Below are 20,761 nucleotides of genomic sequence, written 5' to 3'. Positions count from 1 at the left end.
CATGGCAGACGAAACACAGACCGCGCAAAAGCTCGACGGCACCGCCGCAGCTAAAGCAATCAAGCAAGAGCTCACCGAGCGCGTAGCGGCACTCGCGGCACGGGGCGTCGTTCCCGGGCTCGCGACAGTGCTGGTGGGCAGCGATCCGGGATCTCAGTGGTACGTCGCGGGCAAGCACCGTGACTGTGCCGAGGTCGGTATCGCGTCGATTAAGCGCGAGCTGCCCGAGACGGTGACACAGGAGGAGCTCGAGGCGGTTATTGCCGAGCTCAATGCGAACCCCGAGTGCACCGGCTACATCGTGCAGCTGCCGCTGCCGAAGCACATCGACACCGACCGTATTCTCGAGTGCATCGACCCGGCGAAAGATGCCGACGGGCTGCACCCGACGAACCTCGGCCGGCTCGTGCTCAACGCAAACACCGAGATCACCTCGCCGCTGCCGTGCACGCCGCGCGGTGTGATCGAGCTCGTCGAGCGCAACGGCCTGTCGTGGGCGGGCAAGCACGTGGTCGTCGTGGGCCGCGGTGTGACAGTGGGGCGCCCGATCGGGCCGCTGCTCACGCGTCGCGAGTACAACGCGACCGTGACGCTTACGCACACGGGTACGACCGACCTGGGCGCCGAGCTGCGCCGGGCCGACGTGATCGTCGCCGCCGCCGGCGTCGAGGGCATCGTGCAGCCCGAGCATGTGAAGCCGGGAGCGATCGTGCTCGACGTAGGTGTCTCGCGCAAGACCGACCCCGTCACGGGCAAGAGCCGCGTGGTGGGCGATATTGCTCCGGCGGTGGCAGACGTCGCCGGCTGGATGTCACCGAACCCGGGCGGCGTGGGTCCCATGACCCGTGCACTGCTGCTCAAGAACGTGGTGGAGATGGCTGAGCGGGCAACCGCTTAGCTCGGCCACTGGGTGGGGCTGCTGCCGGTTGACGCTAGGCGTCGACAGGCAGCAGCCCCATCTTCTTGGTCCGCAAGATGGCATCATCGCGGCCCTTGAACTGACCGATCTAGTGACCACCACTCAGAACAAGGGCGGTGTAAACAACCAACCCTCATAGTAAATCTACGAGTCCCTTATGTGCCGGTTGGCTCACGCGCACTGCGGAGGAAAAATATGCGCGACAAGTTCCGCTTTTGGGGCTGGCTTAAGCGGAAGTAGTCGCGCATATTTTTGGGTACGGGGTTGGAGCCATGGATTTCACAGAATCCACCTGATTGACCGAATCAGCGACCACGACTATGAATTAAGAGCCGCGTAGACGAGACAAACTTCATAACAAAATCTCTGAAGCTTCTGCAAGCCGGTCAACTCAAGTGCTACCTGGCAACAGTGTCTGAGTGCTGCCGGTTGACGTTAGTCGTCGACGGGCAGTAGCCCCATTTTCTTGGCCCGCAAGATGGCCTCGTCGCGGCCCTTCGCGTGCAGCTTGCGGTACACCGAGTTGAGGTGTTTCTTGACCGTGGCGGGGGTCACGAACATCGCCTCGGCGGTCTGATTGATGCTCGCGTGCACGGCCGTCTCGGTGAGTGTGCGCAGCTCCATCTCGGTGAGACGCTCGTAGCGAATGGCCCGTGCCGCAGGCGGCACCGCAGCGACTGCTTCGAGGAGCCGCTCGAGATCGTCGTTTTCGCGTGCTTCGCCCGCCGCAATGACCCCCTCGAGTGCATCGCTGAGCATGTCGTGCGGCACGCTCCACAGCGGCGATGACAGTCCGGCCGACGCAAAGATCCCGGCGGCTGATGCAGCCGACGCAGCGGCCTCTGCATGTCGGCCCACGGCCCACGCCGCACACGTGATCATCAGGCAGCGCACGAGTCGTTCACGCACGGTTGATCCGGCATTGCTAATGCCCTGCGCAATTAACAGCACGCGCATGTTGTCGCCGCTAAACAGCGCGAAGCGCGCGTGCCCGAGTTGAGATGACACGCAGGTGTTGTCAAGCTGCGCGAGCAAAGACTTGGCGTGCGCTAGCTGCCCCGCGACCGTGTTGAGTTGCACCCGGTAGGCCGCTAGCCACCCGTCCCAGCTCGCGGCGCCGTTCATAGATAGACGCGCGTGGGTGATGTTTGCCTCGAGCTGGGCTGAAGCCCAATCCACGCCGCGCTGCAGGCGGGTCGCTTCAGCCTCAGCGATGAGCAGTGCGGGCCACGGCTCGACGCGATCCTGGAGCGGTTCAAGTCTGGCTTGGGCGGCCGTGAGCTGGTCAGGACGCTGCAGTTCGACGCTCAGGTGCGCGCGCGCGATCTCTCCGAGTACCCATGTCGACCCCGGCGCGGTGATGCCTTGGAACGCGATGGCGTCGGCGCGTTCGAGGTAGCGTGCGCACTCCAGCATGTTGCCGTCGAGCAGTTCGGTGAAGGCGAGGCCACTGAGGGCAGCCTGCTGCCACTTGAGGCCCGACTCGGGGTCGGTAACGGTGCGAATGGAGCCCGACGCAAAGCCGCGCCATTCCTGCTCTTCGAGGGCACACGCATAGCTGTGAAGCGCAAGCCAAGCACTGCGGGCGCGCGAAGTGTGGCCGGCGGCGATGACCGTGAGCGCCAGCTCGCGGCACACAATAAGAAGCGCGCCGTGTGGCTCATCGGTAACAAGAACGCCGAGTGCGGCATCGTTGAGGTCACGGGGCGACGGGTGTTCGAAGGCTGCCGCAGCGGCATCGGCCAGGGCAACGCCAGCCTGCTCGTGCGCGATTGAAAGCACCGGTGTTAGCTGAGCCTCGAGTACGCGCGCGTACTCGTCGGCGCGCGCATAGTTCTGCTGCAAACGGGCAGCCCCCATGTGCTGGGCGACGAGCGGTAGGTACATCGCGGTGCCTGGTACTGGCGACTGCTCGGGTTGGCTGAGCGACCTGACAAACAATGCAGTCGTGTGCTCGATCGACGAGAAGGGCACCGACGGGTCGCCCGAATCGAAAAACAACCGTGCGGTCGCAAAAGCAGGGTGCGCTAGCAACACCGAATCGGGCAGCTTGCGCACGAGCCTGGCCGTCTTCTCGCCCTCGTCGGTGATCTTGGTGAACTGCGTGACGAGGAGCCGCTCGGCGGCCCCGAAGTCACCCGCCGCGCAGTAACTGAAGAACGCTGTGACGGGCGCGGTGTCTGCGTACATGTCGGCGCGACCGCGCAACAACGCGCGCTGCTCGGACACAGCATAGGTGCGTTCTGCACGCGCGCGCAGCGCGTCTGCTACCGCGGGGTGGCATCGAAACTCCGTGCGCTCGGCCGTGCAGGCCTCGATGAGCCCCTGTTCGAGCAGCTCGCGCATCGCCTGCTGTGCAATCTCGAGGTCACTTCCGTTGAACTCGGCGGCGAGCGGCACGCTGAGTGACTCAACGAGCGCGGTCGCAAGCACGATGCGCTGCGCCGAATCACTGAGCACCTCGAGGTTCTCGAGCGCAAACTGCTGCAGCGCGCTGCGCGGGTCACCCGCGATCACTGTGCGCACGGCTGCCGGCCACCCGCGGGTATACGCCAGCAGCTGCTCGGAGAGCACCCGCTGTGACACCCCAAATGCGTTCGCGGTCTCGCGTATCTGGGGCAGCGGCAGCGCCAACTGCCCCGGCCCAAGCGTCACAATGCGCGCTCGGCTCGCCATGAACGGTCCGTCGAGCAGCTGCACGCGGTGCGCGATCACAATGAGTGTGAGCTGTGGCGCCTGCTGATGCAGCTGCGCGAGCGCCAGATCGGTGTCGGCGCCCGTCACGTGGTGGTACCCCTCGATCACGAGCGTCACCGGCTCGGTGAGTGCCGCGGCCAGCCGAGACGCCGCGGCCTGAGCGGCCGCGAGGGCGGCGGCATCGGGGGATCCGGAGCTGGCGTCTCCACGTGCGTGCGCAGCAAGATCGGGGGCCGGATCGGCGCCGGTACCCGCGAGCTCGCGCGCGATCAGCGACCACAGGTCGCCGCGATTGCAGGGGGTGACGCGCAGCCAGGCGGCGGGCCGGGCGGCGGCTCCCGAGAGCCAGGCGTGCACGAGGGCGCGCTTGTCGTAGCCTTCGGGGGCGCACACGAGCAGCAGCGCGTGCTGGGCAACCGCGTCTGACATGGGCTGCACAAGACGCTTGAGCGAGCCGACGACGACGGCGCGTGTGAGGGCGGGTCCGCCGGGGTATGCTGCGGCGCTCGGATCTGCGTCGGGGGCTCCGTCGTGATCGGCGTAGTGGGCGTCTGGGGTGGGGTTCAGCATGAGCAGCCTCGCCCGCTGGGCGCGATTGCGCGAGAGCGCTGCAAAGTGAGTGGGGTCATAGCGGATCCTATGTGCCTAGTTTGGGTTTTGTGTGGGTGAGCCCAAGGTTACTCAGTGGGTGAAGAAAGGGGAGAATGTGGGGTTTCGGGTGGGGTGTAGCGCAAGCATACGGCTTATTCTCACGTAGTGGTGTATTGCGGGGCTGGGGCCGCGTGATGCGTCTGGCGAGTTAGGGGAGAACGATTAGCCGATCATTCAGGGGTAGGTCGCGACGCGCGATCGCGCTGTGGTGCGCGTTTGCGGTGGCAGTGGGGCTGCTGGCGCCCGCGGGCGGCCTCGCACCCGCGCTCGCCGAGACTGCTAAAGCTGCCGAAGAGCTTACGTTTGGCGCCGCTGATGATGGGTCGTTTTCTACCGTCACGCTGGAGGACGGGCGCGAGTTTGGCGACGTAGCCGTGGGTGACGGATTCGCGCTGGGGCTTGCGGGAGGTGCGCTGGTGCGGTGGAGCGAGAGTGCTCCCGGTGCGCCGAGCACGGGCAGCACGGCTGCCGATGATGCTCTGGCTGCGTGGCGCTCTGATGCCGGTGCGGGCGTAGAACTCGTGCAGGTGGCAGCCGGTGGCCAGTCGGCGTACGCCGTCACGAACGACGGGGCGCTGCTCGCGTGGAACGGCAATGAAGCGGTTGGTGACGGGCCTGCTGTTGGGTCAGCGAGCGTTGGGGCGCTTGACGGCGCTGCTGGAGCATTGGTGCCTGCCACTGTTGACGCTGGAATTTTTGACGGTGCGCGCGTGGAACAGGTTGTGGCCGCGGGTGACGTGGCCGCCGTGCGCACCGATGCGGGTACTGTCTACGCGTGGGGCGTCGGGCTTACTCCTTCATTGATTGCTGCTGGGCCTTCGGCGCTTGACGTCGCTGCGCTTGACATTGCGGTTTCGCCGAGCGGATCGCTCGCCGTACTGCTGCAAGATGGCTCTGTTCTAAGCGGCCAGATCGCCTCGTCGGGCGTGACGCTCGCGCCTATCGATACTTCTCTATTGCAGCGCGCACCGGTTGCGGTGCAGGCGACGAGCGCCACGGTGACGGTGCTCACCGATGCCGGGTCTGTGTTTATGTCTGTGGCTGGCTCGGCGTTGGTACCAGTTGAGGGGCTGACCGGCGTGCGCGCGCTCGCCGCCGGTGCTGGGTTCACTCTGGCACTGTCTGGCGACGGTGTGGGCACTTCGGTGTCGACCTTTGCCGCGGGCGTCGCACCGCAGATTGTTGCGATTGACGGCATCGACACCGCAGGTGCCACGGCCGTGGCGGCCGGTGCTGGCAGCGTCTACGCGCTGGCGGGCAGCACGGTGTACGGGCAGCGCGTTGAGATTGCCGATGACGCTGCTGCTGTCGAAAGTGGCGGCGCTGCTGAAGGCGATGGTACTGCCGATGAGCAGGCCCCCGACGTCGAGGAAGTAGACGGAATGCCGGCCGCCGAGCAGCCAGCGGCTGAGATCGATGATTCTGCAGAAGTACGGGTTCCTGAGCTGTCCAAGAGTGAGCAGAGCGGTGCTGCGGCCGCAGGCCCAAGCTCGTTCATGCGCCTGCTGATGGCGCCGCTCGCCGCGGACGGCGTGATGCCGCTCGCGGGGACAAACGGGTGCCACTATGCCAACGCAGGAACGGGGGCATATGCGGAATCGCTTTGCTGGCTTGACCTCACCGGTTTTACCACCGAGTGGGTGCAAGACGTTGCTCCGGTTACAACTTCGATCAACTCGACCCAGTTTAATAACACGGCTACCTGCCCGACGCGCGTAGGGTCTGGCTCCGTGGCGTATGCTCGGACCACCGCTACCTACCGCAGTCTGCTCGGCGCAGCATATGGTCAGATCACATTTGTTGGCTGCGGGCGCGGGTCTACCAGCAACTCCGCAAATAACAACAGCGTCGAAGCGATGCGAAATAGCCGAAACGCATCAATCTTCAAATCAGGTGCGGGCACAAATAACGACACGGGCCCGTTCTATGGCGAGGTTTCGAACTGGCCCATTGAAGTTGAACTTCCCGGAGGCTACAAACTCTCTGCGACGATCTCATCGTCAGGCTCGGCGAACAACATGTCCAAGGCGATTACCTCGCACGGGTTTCCAACTTGGCCCCAAGCTGTGCTGGGTACTAAGAACTTCTACACAGGCGTGGCAGGCGAACCAGCTCTGTACACGGTCGATAACGCCACTGGATTTACCGAGCTGACGCTGAACAGCATCTCGCTCGCAGACAAAGACGGTGTAAAGACTGCGCAGTACGCCATCGTGGTGGCGGATGCGGAGTCTACCGACCAGGGTGAGAAAATCGAATGGACAACGAGTGGCGGTGCAGGCTTCACGTGGTTGCCCAATAATCCAGCAGCATGGAATCTGTCAGGCACCGATGGAGCTCGACGAACCGCGGCGGTCGGAAACGACGCTTGCTTGGCTACACCAGTCGCGGAGTTTCCCGCGGGAAACTCCTCATCGCTGACGCGATATTGCAACGCCACACCCGGTCAGGCCACCCCTAAGAATGGCACCGCAATGCTTCAAACTCGTCCAGTCAACGCGACTGGCGCGTTTCAAGTGAAGCAGAAAATGAGTTACCCGCCCGCCTCAAACGGTAGGCAAGCGGTTGCTTTCGGCGTCATCTTTGCAAAGGCAGAAGTAAAGGTTTCGGTAGATCAGCGGATCCTAAATTCATCTGGTGGCCCGACCTCAGGCAATTTCACTGCCAAGGTGGCTACTGCGAGCACCAGTTTTTCAGCAGAAACGACGACGTCTCCTTCCGCTTTAAGCGGCACCAAGACTGAAGGCATACCCGTTGACGTTGGTGGCACGCAGCTCACATTCACTACGGCGACAACAGATACAAACGCCTCCTCATATTCCGTGACCTGGGCATGCACTAAAACAGACCCGCTCACTAACACCACGACTTATTGGCCGGCGCAGAACCAGACAAGTGCCAACCCGCCCAGTGCTGCTTTTTCAAAAGTACAAGCGGGTGAGGTGATTTCGTGTGAGGTGAAGTACACGCCCCCGTACCTGACGCTCGTCAAAGACGTGAACAACTCGACAGCTCCAGGGGCCGCAAACACCTCGGCACACTGGAACCTCACGGCCACCGGCACTGGCACGAACTCGAAGTTCACGGTGCCCGGCAGCACCGCGGTGAAGCAACCCGTCGCGGTGGGAACTAACTACGCCTTGACCGAAGACGGGCCGACTACAACCCCGTGGCAGCATGGCTATGCCTGGCGTGATCTCACTTGCGCCGTGCGCGAGGGATCCGGATCAACAGCGATGGGCACAGACGCGCTGAAGCTCACCCGAGATCAGCAGAAGCCAAGCGCCGAAACAGGTGAGATCACCGCAGTGACGCTCAATATCGCAAAGGGCAACGACCTGCGCTGCACCTACAAGAACGATGCGCGCAAGCCAGACCTGAAGGTGAAGAAAGAGTCGTCGCCAGCCTCAACCACCACGGTGGCGCCAGAAAGCCGTGTGGATTACACGCTCACATTTGATAACAACTCAGGTACGGCGAAGGCCGCAACAGGGTACACAGATTACCTCGCAGACGTACTCGACGACGCTGATCTGCTTAACGCTTCAGACCAGGTCGGGGGCACCCCTCAGTTCACCGTGGCGGTCTCGCCTGTAGGCACTTCACACGGTGTGACTGCCGTGTACGACGCAACCGCCAAGAAAATTGCCATCTCGGGTGACGTGCCCGCGTACGCGAAGATCACTGTGAAGTTCGGTGTCAAGGTCAAAGCGAACGAAACCGATGCGGTATCACGTGCGGCTGGTGCCGCGGGATCACCCGCGGTGAAGGGGTATCGACTCAACAACTACCTCGCGAAGGCTTCAGACCCTGCCCCGACGACAGACTGTGTGCCGCCTACGGGAAGTAACCTGCCGACCTGCACGAACAACCCGGTGCGGGCATGGTCGGTGCGTAAGGACTCGCAGCCGCAAGACGGCGCTGTGATCCATTCGGGTGGCAACATTTACTACCGCGTCACGGTCACTAACTACAGCGGTGAAGCACTCACGGGCGTCGTAGTGCAAGACGACATGAGTGAAACGCTGGCCGCAACGACGCTCGACCTCAACGCCTCACCAATCGCCGGCCTCGGCGCCGTGCACGGTGTGAACTTCTATAACGCAGCAGGCGTAGAAATGACAGGAGACCGGAAAGACTGGAAAAACCTATACAACCAGACAAACGGCCCCGAGCTGAAGTTCACTGGAAGTGGCGCATTTGACCCGTCTCGCCCCGGTGGAAAGGCGTTTCCTGGCGGCACTTGGACGTACAAGACTCCGGCTATCACTTTCCCTGCAGGTGCAGTGACTGCGGTAATTGGGTACGTCGTGAAGGGCGGCTCTGTGGCCAGCCCCTTAGACCCTTCGGTTGCGTTTGAGGATTCAGGGGCCCCGCTGCCCGCATTGCCGAATGCAGTCTGGGTCAATACGGTCCAGGCGCAAGCCGCAAAGTTGGGCTCGCAAAATAATGTGTACCCCAATAGGTGCAATGCGGCAGCACCCGGAGTGCCCACCGGTGATGTGGCTGGATACTACGACTGCAAAACCTGGCACGAGCTCGGTGACAGCTACTTCCACCTGTGGAAGAAGAGCTCGGCTGAAGGCGCCGGATCGAACCCCACAGGCAAGAACCTGGTGGGAAGCACGTTTGTGCTCGCTGACACGGAAGCGCTTGCTGCTGCCGGTACACCTTCGCGCTGGCTTTGCCGCACGAACAACAATCCGAATGTTGGTGCGGGTTACGTGGCGCCGGGCTCTGATCCGAGTGAGAGCGGCACGCCTGACTTTGGTGAGAATTCTGCCACATGGGCGGCGATCGCCGCGTGGAATCTCGCGAATCCAGGCAACCAGAAACCCCAGTGTGGTTTGTTCTACGCCCTGACAGCAGACAGCCAAGGACAGGCCGCAGGCTCTTGGCGTGCGCTCGATGTACGCGGCGGTGACTTGGATAACACTGGGACCACCCCCCTTACAGGGTGGCGCACCGGGAGCGCGGCAAATGGCGGCAATGCTGCAAATGGCAGGCACGGCACGTATTGGGTGGCAGAGATGAAATCTCCCACGAATCATCAGCTGCTTGCGCAGCCGTTCAAATTGTGGGTCGCGCCGGCCGCACCAACTCCTTCGCCCGCCCCTGCGGGAGTGGCACCCGGTAGTGCTGCCTGGTACGACTACCAGGGCAGGCTCTCGATGCCCGTGGTCGGAGCGGGAGAATCTGCAGCAGGTATCACAGGGATGCCTGGCTCGAGCGCTGGCGGTGAAGCCCTCAGGGTTCAGTGCGCAGACGCCTGGGCGCTGCCCGCCAACAACCAACCCGCCTGCGTGATGCCGACAGGGTGGACGGCTCCCATCTTCGACGCGAAGCTGAAGCCCCTGCCACTCACCGGCGGCAACGGCACAGTCATGCTCACCGTCGGCGGTGCAGCGATCTTCGTGGCCACCCTCGCGGGGGTGCTCTGGTGGCGCCGCCGCAAACAGACTTCAACGACTCAAAAGTTTAACTAGCTTGTTTCAGCACAAAGGAGAAATCATGAAACAACACAGCGGAAGGCGCGGCATTGTCGCGAGTGTCGGTGCATTCGTTGTCGCCGCGGCACTTGCCTTCAGTGGCGCAGCAGCAGCGCAGGCTGCACCAACTATTCCGAGGGGAACCCAAAAGGGCAATCTGCACATCACCAAGCTGTCAACACCGACTGGTGACCCGGACGACGCAAACGGCGCTCAGGTGACATCGCAGGACTGGCCCGCTGGATCCGCTGCGATCCCGGGTGTGACCTTCACAGTGCAGAAGGTTCAGGGCATCGACCTGTCGACGAACGCTGGCTGGCAGGCTGCACAGAAGGCAACGCTGAGTTACGGCGCAGGCGGAACAAACCCGCAGGTTCTGGAGCAACCCGGCGGCTCCGCACTGGGGCTGCAGACCCCCGGGGCGACGGGTACAACCGACAACACCGGTGTGCCGAAGAATGGTGGCAGCGATGCCTTCCAGAATATGGATATTGGCCTGTATCTGGTGACTGAGACCGGTACACCTGCTGGTGTCACGCCCGCTGTGCCCTTCCTTGTCACGCTGCCCATGACCGACCCAACAAACCAAAGTGCTTGGGTGTACGACGTGTACGTCTACCCCAAGAACGCGAAGATTAACGCCCCGGTGAAGACTGTGGCTGACTCTAGCGTGCGACAGACTGGCACGAACTTTGAGTGGACGATCGAAAGCGGTGTCCCACGCCTGCCCGGCGCCACCGCCGGGGCTTGGCTAGCGCCCACCTCGTACGTCATCGAAGACACGCTGTCTACTCACCTTAACTATGTCAGCACCGTCGTAAAAATTGGATCGACCACGCTCGTTGCCGGGCAAAACGCGACGACTGGTGACTACCACGTCACGGGCACTGCAACCGTGGTGTTCAACGCTGATGGCCTGGCGAAGCTCCAGGCTGCAGCGACGAACGCCGCCAACACTGTTTCGGTTACGCACACGACGAGTGCGAAGCCGAGCGCCGCAGGCGAAGTGGTTACTAACACCGCTACGGTCAAGGTGAACAACGAAGCTACAGGGCTCACGTCAACGCCGGTGGCCGTGCGTTACGGCGCCCTGTCCTTTAACAAGCAGACGCCAAATGGTGCAGCGTTGACGGGTGCAAAGTTCAAGGTGTTCACGACGAAGTCTGATGCCGAAGCAGGCTCGGGTACCGGGCTCATCGGAGAGCAGACGAGCGCTGGAGCAAACGCGACCGTATCGTTCTCGGGTCTTCGCGCATCGAACTTCGCGAACGGCGCACTCATCACGAGTAAGGCCGACTGGACTGTGTACTGGGTCACGGAGACAGCGGCGCCTACCGGATACGAACTGCTGGCACAGCCGATTCCCGTGGTCGTTGAAGTGGACGAGAATGGCGCATCCGCGGTAACTCAGGTGCAGGTCGACGCAAACGGCAAACCTGCCATTGACGGTAACGGGGCTTTTGTGAATGCAACAGCACTGACCAAGATCGTCAACGTTGAAAAGAACGCTGGCTTCGCGCTCCCGCTCACCGGTGGCATGGGCACCGCGTTCCTCACCATCGGTGGTATCGCGATTCTGGCCATCGTGCTGGTCGTCGCGCGCCGTCGCCGCAGCGAGGAAGCCACGCAGTAGATCCTGCGACGCGCACTGGCGCTGTGGCGCCAGCGTGAAATACACGAGAATGCTTCGCTTTTTCGCCTGAGTATTTCACGCGCGCAGGATGACCGTAAGGTTGCTTGCGCACACCGCATGATTTCTCCGTAACACGAAAGGGGGTGACCCGTGACACACGCCACACTCGAACGAGAGCCGCAAGGCCCGCCAAACGAACCGAGCGACCCGAGTGCTGACCGGGTCACCCCCCATCGTGTGCGCAGAAGACTCGCCGTACCCATCGCGCTGCAGCTGCTCGCTATGGCCGGCATCGGGGCGCTCGTCTACTCGAGCGCCGCCGACTGGTTCGCCACGATAAACCACAACGCCGAGGTCTCGGGCTACACCGAGAGCGTCAACAAGGCCCCCTCGCAAGACCTCGAACATGCGCGCACAATCGCCCAAAACTACAACGAGCACATGCCCCAGGGCACGCTGCGCGACCCATACACCACCCCCGCCCCAAGCGAACAAGGCGACGAAGACGGCGACGCCTACGCGCTCTACGAAGAGCTCTTGCGGGTGCAGGGCACAACCGTAATGGGTGAGCTCACCTACCCGCGCCTCGGCATCGGGCTGCCCGTCTACCACGGCACCTCAGACGATGTGCTCACGAAGGGCGCGGGCCACCTCTACGGCTCATCGCTGCCCATCGGTGGCCCATCCACCCACTCGGTGCTCACGAGCCACTCGGGGCTCGTACACGCGAACCTCTTCACCGACCTACCCAAAGCCAAAATAGGCGACACCTTCACCGTGCAGGTGCTCGGCGAAACTCACTGGTACAAAGTCGACCAGATCGACACCGTGCTGCCCGAAGAAACCGAGGGGCTGCGCATCGTCGACGGCCACGACTACGTCACGCTCATCACCTGCACCCCCACCGGCATCAACTCGCACCGGCTGCTCGTGCGCGGCGAACGCATCGCGCCCCCCGCAGAATCCAGCGGCCGCGAAGCGATCGCGGGCGACGGCAAACACGCCGGAATCCCCTGGTGGGTCCTCATCTTTACCGGTGGCTCCGCCGCCACCGCATACCTGCTGTTCGCCCCACCGCGCCCCAAGAAAGCTACGCCATGATCGCGCCACACCCTCGCCCACTCGCGGGTCGCGTCGCGACGGTTACTCTGACACCACCAGCGCCGGCAGCGCTGGCTCTGACAACACGAGCTCTGAAGAAAGCAATGATCCGGATCGCGAAGAACCTCACCGCCCTGCTCGCCGTAGCGCTTGTCACCGCGGTGATGCTGTCATCGGCCGGGCCGGCAGCGAGCGCTCTGCCTGGCACCGCGCTGCCTGCGACCGCGATGCCGACCGGGCCTTTTACGATCGAAGTGCACAAGTACGAGCAGCCGGCCACGCCGGGCGACCCGGCAACCGGGCTGCCGCTGGATGCGGCCGCGCTGCCCGCGACCGATCCCGTGCCGGGGGCGACATTCGCGGCCACCCGAGTGCCGGGCATTGACGTCACGACGAACACCGGGCAGCAGCTCGCCGCCGCGACGACGGCGCAAGAAGCGGCGACAAAGATCGCGCAGAGCGGGGCGACCGCACAGGCGGAAGCCACGACCGACGCGGCGGGCAACGCGACGCTTGCGGGGCTTGCCGCGGGGTTGTATCTCGTGCGCGAGACGGCGACCCCTGCGGGGTTCTTTGGCGCCGAGGCGTTTCTCGTCGTGCTGCCGCTCACGAACTCCGACACGGGCAACTCGTGGCTCGACACCGTGCACGTGTACCCCAAGAACCAGAACATCGGCGCGGGCACGGTGCTGCACGTGAACGACGAAGACGTGTGGGCGTGCCAGGACCCGGTGACGTGGCGACCGGTCGCAACAATTCCGACGCTGGGGGCGGTGGGCGGCGGGGGAGCGGCGAGCGCCCTCGACGGCTACGTCATTCAGAACCTGATCGACCCCGGTCTCAAGCTCGTGGGCAACGCGAGCGACACGACGGTGGGCCTTACGAGCGTGGGCGGTGCTGGCGGGGCCGGTGCGACGCTCGTCGCGGGCACCGACTACACCGTGAACACCGTGACCATTGAGGGCCGCGAAGCGATCGAGGTGGTCTTTACCGCGGCCGGGCGGCAGAAGCTCGCTGCGGCCAAGGCCACAGACCCCGGCGCCGAGGTGACGCTCGGCTACCGCACCGTTGTGCGCAACGACGCGCCGGGTGAATACACGAACGAGATGCGGCTCTTGCCGAGCCAGGCCGCGATCGACGCGAACCAGTTCTTCAGCAGCGCCGCGAGCGTCAAGTTTGGTGCGCTGCTCGTGATCGTCGAAGAAAAGGGCAACCCGGGCAACCTCATTCCCGGTGCGACCGTGCAGATCTACCGCACGAAGGAAGACGCCGCGAAGGGCATCAACCCCATCGAGTGCGGCGGGCAGACCTCGTGGATCACCGATAACAACGGCGAAGTGCTGATCGACTGCCTGCGCCTGTCGAACTTTGAAAACGGCGTGCAGCTCGCCCCCGGCGACCCCCGCATACGCGACTACTGGGCGGCGCTCACACAGATTCCGGCGGGTTGGACGGGCTCGAACGAGCCGTTCGCAATGCAGGTGCTCTCGACCTCGATTCTCACGCCCGCTGTCGCTGAGGTGTACCTGACGAGGTCGGGCGATAACGGCGCGGGCGGCGCTGGCGCTGGCGCGAACGGCAACGCGAACGGCGGCGAAACCCCCGGCGGGTTGCCCATCACCGGCGGCCAGGTGACGGGCATTCTGGTGCTCGCACTCGTACTCCTTGGCGGCGGTGTTGGGCTCATGATTGCCCGCCGCAAGCGCACCCCCGCAGAAGAGCCAGAAGACGAGCTCATCGACGACGCCGAAAAGACCCAATCAGAGTGACGCAGCAGCCCGGCGTCACGGGACACACGCAGCAGGCCGCCCAGAGCGGCCTCACAAAGCAGCGCACCCCCAAGCAGCGCAAGCGCCTCGCCTGGAACATCGTGCTGCAGGTGTTCGCGATGCTGGGTATTGGCTTGCTCGTCTACCCCGACGCGGCGAGCTGGTTTGCGCGGCTCGGCCACAACGCCGAGATTTCGGGCTACGTCGACCGCGTTGCACAGACTCCAGACGCAGAGAAGCAGCGCATTCTCGATGCGGCATACGCTTACAATGACACCCTTGATCCGGGCCCGCTCACAGACCCCTACATCGCGCAGAACCCTGATGAGACCGCGCGTACCGCGGTCTACGAGGCGTATGACGACCTGCTGCGCATCAGTGGCACGAACGCGATTGGCACGCTCAGTTACCCGCGACTCGACATCGGTTTGCCCATCTACCACGGCACCGCCGATGAGACGATCGCGAAGGGCGTCGGCCACATGTTTGGCACGTCAATGCCGGTGGGTGGCCCGTCGACGCACTCGGTGCTCACCGCGCACTCGGGGCTGCCGCAGTCGAAGCTCTTCACCGACCTTTTGAAAGCGAAGGTGGGCGACGAGTTCTGGATCTCAGTGCTCGGCGAAGACCACTTCTACCGGGTCGAGGCGGTCGAGACCGTGCTGCCCGAAGACGCGAAGTTCGACATTGCCGAGGGTGAAGACCGCGTCACGCTCTTCACCTGCGCGCCCATCGGCATCAACTCACACCGCTTCCTCGTGCACGCGGTGCGCATCGCCGACGCTCCGCAGGCGGGTGCCGAGGCGATTGCGGGCGATGGTTTGCGTGCCGGGTTCCCTTGGTGGGCAGTGTGGTTTGTAGGTGGTTCTGCCGCCGTGGCCTGGGTGCTGTTCGCGCCGCCTAAGCGCCGCAAACGGGCCAGGGAGGTCCGGGAGGCCCGGCCGGTCCGGCCGATCTAGCCGGGGCGCCGCAGACCGACACTGGCCTACCGTAATGTGCGCTGGGACCGCGGGCGGGTAGGAGCGTGCGCACCAGCGGCAGCTGCAACGGCACCACGCGCGTACGACGGTCTATGTCTTTATCTATGTCTTTGTCTTGAGGCTATGTGTTTGGCGAGAGCCGGGGCGACAAACACATAGAGGCGCGTCGAACGCGTAGCCCCAGGCGAGAGTGCGACTATGCCTGCCGTGCTCGAAGTCGGCACTGTATCGTCCACGAGACGGCATCGAAACGACGAGTCGCCATGGGCGCATTACTGACCCAAGCGCCTACCTGACCCAATCGCTAGATGATGCCGTGAGTTTGGGCGGTGAGCACGAGCACGTCGTCTGACACGTGCTCGGGGTGGCCGAACCCCTGCGCGATCTGGGCGCGCAGCACAGTCACCGTGGCAAGCGGTACGAACAGCTCTTCGGCGACCTGGTGAAGCGGCAAACCGCGCGCCAGCAGCGAGAGCAGTTCGAGCGCGTCGCCCGAGAACGAAACACTCGGCCGCTCTCGACCCGAGAACACGGGAACGGTCGTGTCGAGGGCGGGCCAGCGCTCAAGCGTCGCGCGGGCAAATTCGTTCACTGCCGCCGAAAACACCCGGCACTCGAGCGCGGTGAGACCGTGCGGTAACTCGAGGGCCTGCGACAGCGTCAGCTTGAGTTCATCGTGTTGGCCGGCCGACTCGTAGGCCGATGCCAGGGCAGCCAGCCGCAGCATTTCGAGTTTGCGCAAACCCTTGGTCTCGTCGCGGGCGGCACGCGCGATCGCAATCGCCTCTGCAGCGTTGCCGTCGTGCGCGTGCAGCATCGCGGTAAACACCTGCGTACTGATGACCGAAGCGTCAGCACGTTCGAGGTGCTGCCACGCTTGCCTGACACGGCCCTGCTGCAGCTCAGCAGCGGCGAGTGTAACGGGAATAACGCTACCGCCAAACCCTTCACCATCGACTTTGGGAATGGGAAACGAGTCGAAGAGCCCGACGCGGCCTGCCACGTCACTAGCGGCGCCTATATGTTCAAGAGAATATTGCAGCGCCACGATGAAGAACGGCCACAGCTCACCGATATTGCGCATGTCAAGCTCATCCAGTGCGCGGGCGGCCCCCACGAAATCGTCGGTTGCAGTCATCACGCGCGCGCACACCGCACCCGCGTCGATGCCTGCCTCAGCCCAGCTGCCTGTGCGTGGCACCCGATCGGCTTGCATGAGGAGCAGTCGCGCACGCTCAGGGTCACCAAACGCCGCGTGAATCATCGCCGCGCGCACGTAGGCTTCGCGATGCAAAAAAGCCAGGCTCGGCACGAGCCCAAACATTTGGGCCTGCGTGAACGCGTGCAGGGCGCGCCCAAAATCACCGGCGAGCATCGCGGTGATGCCGGTGTGCACGGCCGTGAAGACGCCCCACGGGTCGAGCGAGTCAAAGATGGGCCGTACCCGGTGTGCAGAGTCTTCGAAATTCTCGATGTATGCGAGCGCGGCGACCGAGTGGCCCTGCAAACGTTGATCAAGCATCGCGGCGAGTTGTAACAGCAGCTGCGCCTCAGGCGTGCCTACATCTTGCAGACCGCGCAGCACGCTCATCTGCTTGAGGCTGGTCGCATTCGTGAGCGTAATGAATGAATAGAGCACGGCGGCGACGCTCGATCGGGGCGCCCCGGCGTCGACGATTGAGGTAAGAATACGTACGAGCCGAGAGTGTTCAAACCCGTACCAGGTGGCGAGCAGGCTCTGCTCAATGAGCGACTGGGCACGCCACACGTCGCCTGACGCGTGAGCTCGCTCGATTTCTTGCACAAACTCAGAGAGTTCACCCACAGGCGCCGACGACTCGGTCGCCCAAACGTTGTCTCTGTGATGCCCCATTTTTCCCAACCGTTGTGAAGGCCGGTTCTGTGAAGAATGCTAGCGGCTCATCGTAGTAGGTCAGCGAAGTTTTCGCGACGACCATAAATAACCTATGCCTTTGGTGCTCGGCAAGCAAGGAGGAGTGGGGGACAGGTAGGGGGTATTAGCGCCTGTTCAGAGCGTGATGAGTTGTATCTGCGTAGCGTCTGCGCTGTATGAGCATTAACCGGTGGCCGTGTTTTGTTTCACGTTGGCCGAACGGACGTTATATAAGGGAGTAAGACGTATGCATCGAGTAAAGCAAGGACAACAAGGTCGCAAAACGATTCGTCAAGGGGTACGAAAGCTCAGCGCATGCTTGCTCGGCGTGGCCCTGGCTAGCAGCACATTGGTTGGCGCGGCGGGGGCGGCCGCACCTGCCCACGCGGTAATGAGCGACGGGCCATCTGCTTTCACAGACCGTCCAGGCGTGGCAAAGAGCCCCACTGAAGTGTTTCTCGAAAACTTCGAAAACATTGACAAGAGTGGTCCAATCGTGCCGTTGGTGGACTACGTTTCCACAAACGAGTTCCCAGCCGGTACACCTCTCAAATACATCGCGGAGGGGCAGTGGGCAGACCCCATAGCAAACTGCAATGGGTTTGTTACTTCTGCGAACAGTGATATGGGAGGGACATGCCAAAATAATCTCCCATCGCAAGGAGGGCTAAAAGCCCTGGCTGACGTACTAGGCCAGGTGAATGGCGCTGCCGATCCGACCCAGAACGCTGTAGTTGCCGCATACACGTCAGGCCCTGCAGGGGCGGCTGATCTGATCCAGTTCGGCACGGAAGGTGAGTTGATCCCGCTGACGACGCCCAATCGGTTCATGACGTTCTCGGTGAACGCTGCGGCAGTGTCCTGCTACGCAGCACAACCATCGATGCGATTCTCAGTAGTTGTAGATGGTGTTGAGACTCCCATTTCAGGCGCAGACGGGATTAACCCCTGTGTGGATCCACGTGCATCGGTGTACGCGCCGAGCAGTGACCCAGCGAACACGAGCTTCTATGCGGGTACGTTCGCGTCGGGTGGCTCATTCATCACGACCGGTTCACCTATCGGGCTGATCATGCGTAACGGTTCAGGAGCGACAGCCGGCAACGACGGGGCATTTGACGACATTCGACTGCTTGACGTCACCCCGCACCTGAACAAAGAGTTCGTCGATGCGAGTGTGGCTGTGGACGACGTATCCACACTGACGTTTACGATCACCAACACAGCCGAGTTGGCTTCAAAAGAGGGTTGGACCTTTACAGACACACTGCGCGAAGGCCTACAGTTCGCTCAAGATCCCAAAGCGAAAAGTACCTGTGCAGCAGACCTATCTTTCCCCGCTTCAAACAAATTTGCGGTGACCAAGGGCACGTTGGCTGAGGGCGAAGCAAGTTGCACGATTTCAGTTGATGTGACCTCGAGTACACCAAAGGGTTCAGCGGCTTCACCTAAGATCTACACGAATAATGTCAACGACATTAGTGACGTTATTGGCCTGGACGCTACTAACGAGACTACAGTCGAGTTTTTCTCTGAGCCGAAGCTCAAGGTGAATAAAACCAACAGCGCCGCAAAGTTCCCGTCTGTAGGGGACCGTATCGAGTTCACAGTGACCGCGCAAAACACAGGTAATGGTGCGTTTGGCGATAACCAGCGTGACGACGCGCTGAAGAACGCCGTCGTTATTGACGACCTCACTGAGGTGCTCGATGACGCAATCCTCGACGAAAGCTCGCTGAAAGCAACTGTGGGTGGCGTCGAAGTCGGGGCCCCTAAATGGGATCCGAAGTCGAAAATGATCACCTGGGCCGGGCCACTCAAAGCGGACGCTAACGTTAGCACGAGCGATGCACCCTACGCCGGGGAGAGTGTCGTGATCACGTATGCGGTAACTCTGAAGGGCGGCGGTGACGGCGAAATTCTGAACACGGCTTGTGTTCCGGTCGCCGTCGCGGACGGCCGACCTTGCGCCTCCTCAACAGCTTCCCTTCCCGCGCTTGAAGTGACCAAAGCCGCAAACGAGACAGCAGTCTCTGCGGTCGGTGACACGGTTGAGTACGCCGTGACTGTCACTAACCCTGGGCCGGGAGCTTGGACTGACGAAAACCCGGCACGAGTCACCGACGACCTGTCACAGGTACTCGATGACGCAAAGCTCGATGCAAACTCTCTGTCTGCTGAAATAGATTCAGAGGCGGTCGGTGCTCCGATCTTCTCCGCTGACACTGAAGAGCTCTCTTGGAGCGGTTCGCTTGGCGCGGGCAAATCTGTCGTACTGAGATACTCAGTGGTTTACACAGGTGCTGGTGATCAGCTGCTGACGAATACGGCATGTGTGCCTACCGATGCAGTTCGCTCCGAGGTGGATACCTGCGACACCGTGATTGTCACAGGACCCAGGTTGACGATCGACAAGTCAGCGGAGGGGTCATCAGAGCCACTTGTGGCCGGATCGACAGTCAAATACACGCTGTGGTTTGCAAATACCGGTAACGCGCCAGCTGATATTGATTACCTCGACGCCCTGTCGCACGTGCTCGATGATGCAGATATGACCGACGAGCCCACTGCCGTTGAAGGAAATCTTGAAGCAGTGCGTGCTGGTGACAAGATTATGGTCACAGGCAGCGTTCCCGCTGGTGAGCGCTACAGCGTTGAGTACACGGTGGCGATTAAGGCAGACGACAATCGCGGGGATGATCAACTCGTCAACCACCTTGTTCCGTTCAGTACAACGCCCCCAGCGACTGTAGATACGTGTGATGTCGCAAAAGCAACGAATGATGGGATCTCGGCCGAAACCTGCAATCCGGTCTTCACTCCAGCGCCTGCACTTGAGGTAAAGAAGAGCGCTGTCGGATCGAGTGACCCGCTTCGTGCAGGGTCGACGATCGAGTACACATTGACGTTCAAAAGTGTGGGCAATGCGCCGGTAGGGGTGAACTACACGGACCACCTATTGCATGTGCTTGACGACGCAAAAATAGTCGTAGAGCCAACCGCGCTCGTCGGTGACCTGCATGTGGTTCGCACAGGCAACACGATTGGAATCACCGGGGAAGTGCCAAACGGTAAGAGCTACTCGATCACGTATGAAGTGAAGGTGCGCGACGAAGGAGCGCGGGGCGATTCAATTGTCGCGAACTTTCTGATGCCCTCAGACCAGGCGCCACCTGCTACCGTGCCGACGGAGTGTGAGACGCGAGAAACAAGTGATGGCGTTACTGCTGAAACCTGTTCACCCGTTGAGTCACTGACACCTCCTGTTGACCCGAAAAAGCCCGGTGATTCAAAAACTCCGGCGACTCCTGGAAGTACGCCGAAGAGCGACTCAGCTGTGTCCCTCGCAGCGACGGGAGGTCCACTCGTCGGAGCCGCGACAGGATTGGCGCTCTTGTTGCTCGCAGCTGGTCTCGTTGTGCTGCGTGTACGAAAGGGGAACGCGGCGAACTAACACTCCGTAGCTGGTTTCTCTGCGGATAGGACCCGCCACACAGCGGTCCTATCCTGCAGGGACCACGACGGCTCTATATAGTGCATAGAGCCGATACTAGTTCCATTTCCTAACCCACTTAACAACTGAGGGTCGCTGAGCATGCACGCTATAGAAGGGCTGGAACCATTAAGA

Annotated in this window: 9 protein-coding genes; 7 read left to right on the top strand and 2 right to left on the bottom strand. The window is 62.3% G+C overall.

What is annotated here, in order from left to right; all coding sequences use genetic code 11:
* Nucleotide 1 precedes the first annotated feature (1 nt).
* Complete coding sequence (locus ACXR2W_RS05745; protein WP_458813104.1) at nucleotides 2-898, top strand: bifunctional methylenetetrahydrofolate dehydrogenase/methenyltetrahydrofolate cyclohydrolase; 897 nt, start codon at nucleotides 2-4, stop codon at nucleotides 896-898.
* 456 nt (nucleotides 899-1,354) lie between these two features.
* Here the strand turns inward: ACXR2W_RS05745 and ACXR2W_RS05740 are convergent, their stop codons facing one another.
* Nucleotides 1,355-4,186, bottom strand: a complete 2,832-nt coding sequence (locus tag ACXR2W_RS05740; protein ID WP_458813102.1) for a helix-turn-helix transcriptional regulator — start codon at nucleotides 4,184-4,186, stop codon at nucleotides 1,355-1,357.
* 302 nt (nucleotides 4,187-4,488) lie between these two features.
* On the opposite strand from ACXR2W_RS05740, the gene ACXR2W_RS05735 reads away from it, so the two are divergent.
* The 5 genes from ACXR2W_RS05735 to ACXR2W_RS05715 all read left to right on the top strand — a co-directional run bounded on the left by ACXR2W_RS05735 (nucleotide 4,489) and on the right by ACXR2W_RS05715 (nucleotide 15,218).
* Entirely contained in the window at nucleotides 4,489-9,753 is a 5,265-nt protein-coding gene (locus tag ACXR2W_RS05735) for a DUF7927 domain-containing protein (protein ID WP_458813100.1), read from the top strand.
* A 25-nt stretch (nucleotides 9,754-9,778) separates the two neighbouring features.
* Nucleotides 9,779-11,389: a SpaH/EbpB family LPXTG-anchored major pilin gene (locus ACXR2W_RS05730; protein WP_458813098.1), complete on the top strand. Its 1,611-nt coding sequence runs from the start codon at nucleotides 9,779-9,781 to the stop codon at nucleotides 11,387-11,389.
* A gap of 150 nt (nucleotides 11,390-11,539) precedes the next feature.
* Entirely contained in the window at nucleotides 11,540-12,490 is a 951-nt protein-coding gene (locus ACXR2W_RS05725; RefSeq protein ID WP_458813096.1) for a class C sortase, read from the top strand.
* Complete coding sequence (locus ACXR2W_RS05720; protein WP_458813094.1) at nucleotides 12,487-14,259, top strand: SpaH/EbpB family LPXTG-anchored major pilin; 1,773 nt, start codon at nucleotides 12,487-12,489, stop codon at nucleotides 14,257-14,259. The genes ACXR2W_RS05725 and ACXR2W_RS05720 overlap by 4 nt, the downstream gene beginning before the upstream one ends.
* Nucleotides 14,256-15,218: a class C sortase gene (locus ACXR2W_RS05715; RefSeq protein ID WP_458813092.1), complete on the top strand. Its 963-nt coding sequence runs from the start codon at nucleotides 14,256-14,258 to the stop codon at nucleotides 15,216-15,218. Before ACXR2W_RS05720 ends, ACXR2W_RS05715 begins: the two co-directional genes overlap by 4 nt.
* A gap of 325 nt (nucleotides 15,219-15,543) precedes the next feature.
* Here ACXR2W_RS05715 and ACXR2W_RS05710 read toward each other — a convergent pair whose 3' ends face one another.
* On the bottom strand, nucleotides 15,544-17,112 hold the full coding sequence (locus tag ACXR2W_RS05710; RefSeq protein WP_458813090.1) for a hypothetical protein: 1,569 nt from the start codon (nucleotides 17,110-17,112) through the stop codon (nucleotides 15,544-15,546).
* Nucleotides 17,113-17,380: 268 nt separating this feature from the next.
* On the opposite strand from ACXR2W_RS05710, the gene ACXR2W_RS05705 reads away from it, so the two are divergent.
* Nucleotides 17,381-20,587 (top strand): DUF7927 domain-containing protein, encoded by a 3,207-nt coding sequence (locus ACXR2W_RS05705; RefSeq protein ID WP_458813088.1) that lies wholly within the window; start codon nucleotides 17,381-17,383, stop codon nucleotides 20,585-20,587.
* Nucleotides 20,588-20,761: the final 174 nt, after the last annotated feature.

The sequence above is a fragment of the Leucobacter faecis genome, assembly GCF_054456695.2.
Note: the sequence above shows the minus strand (reverse complement) of the source record. Positions and strands in the feature narration are given on the sequence as shown.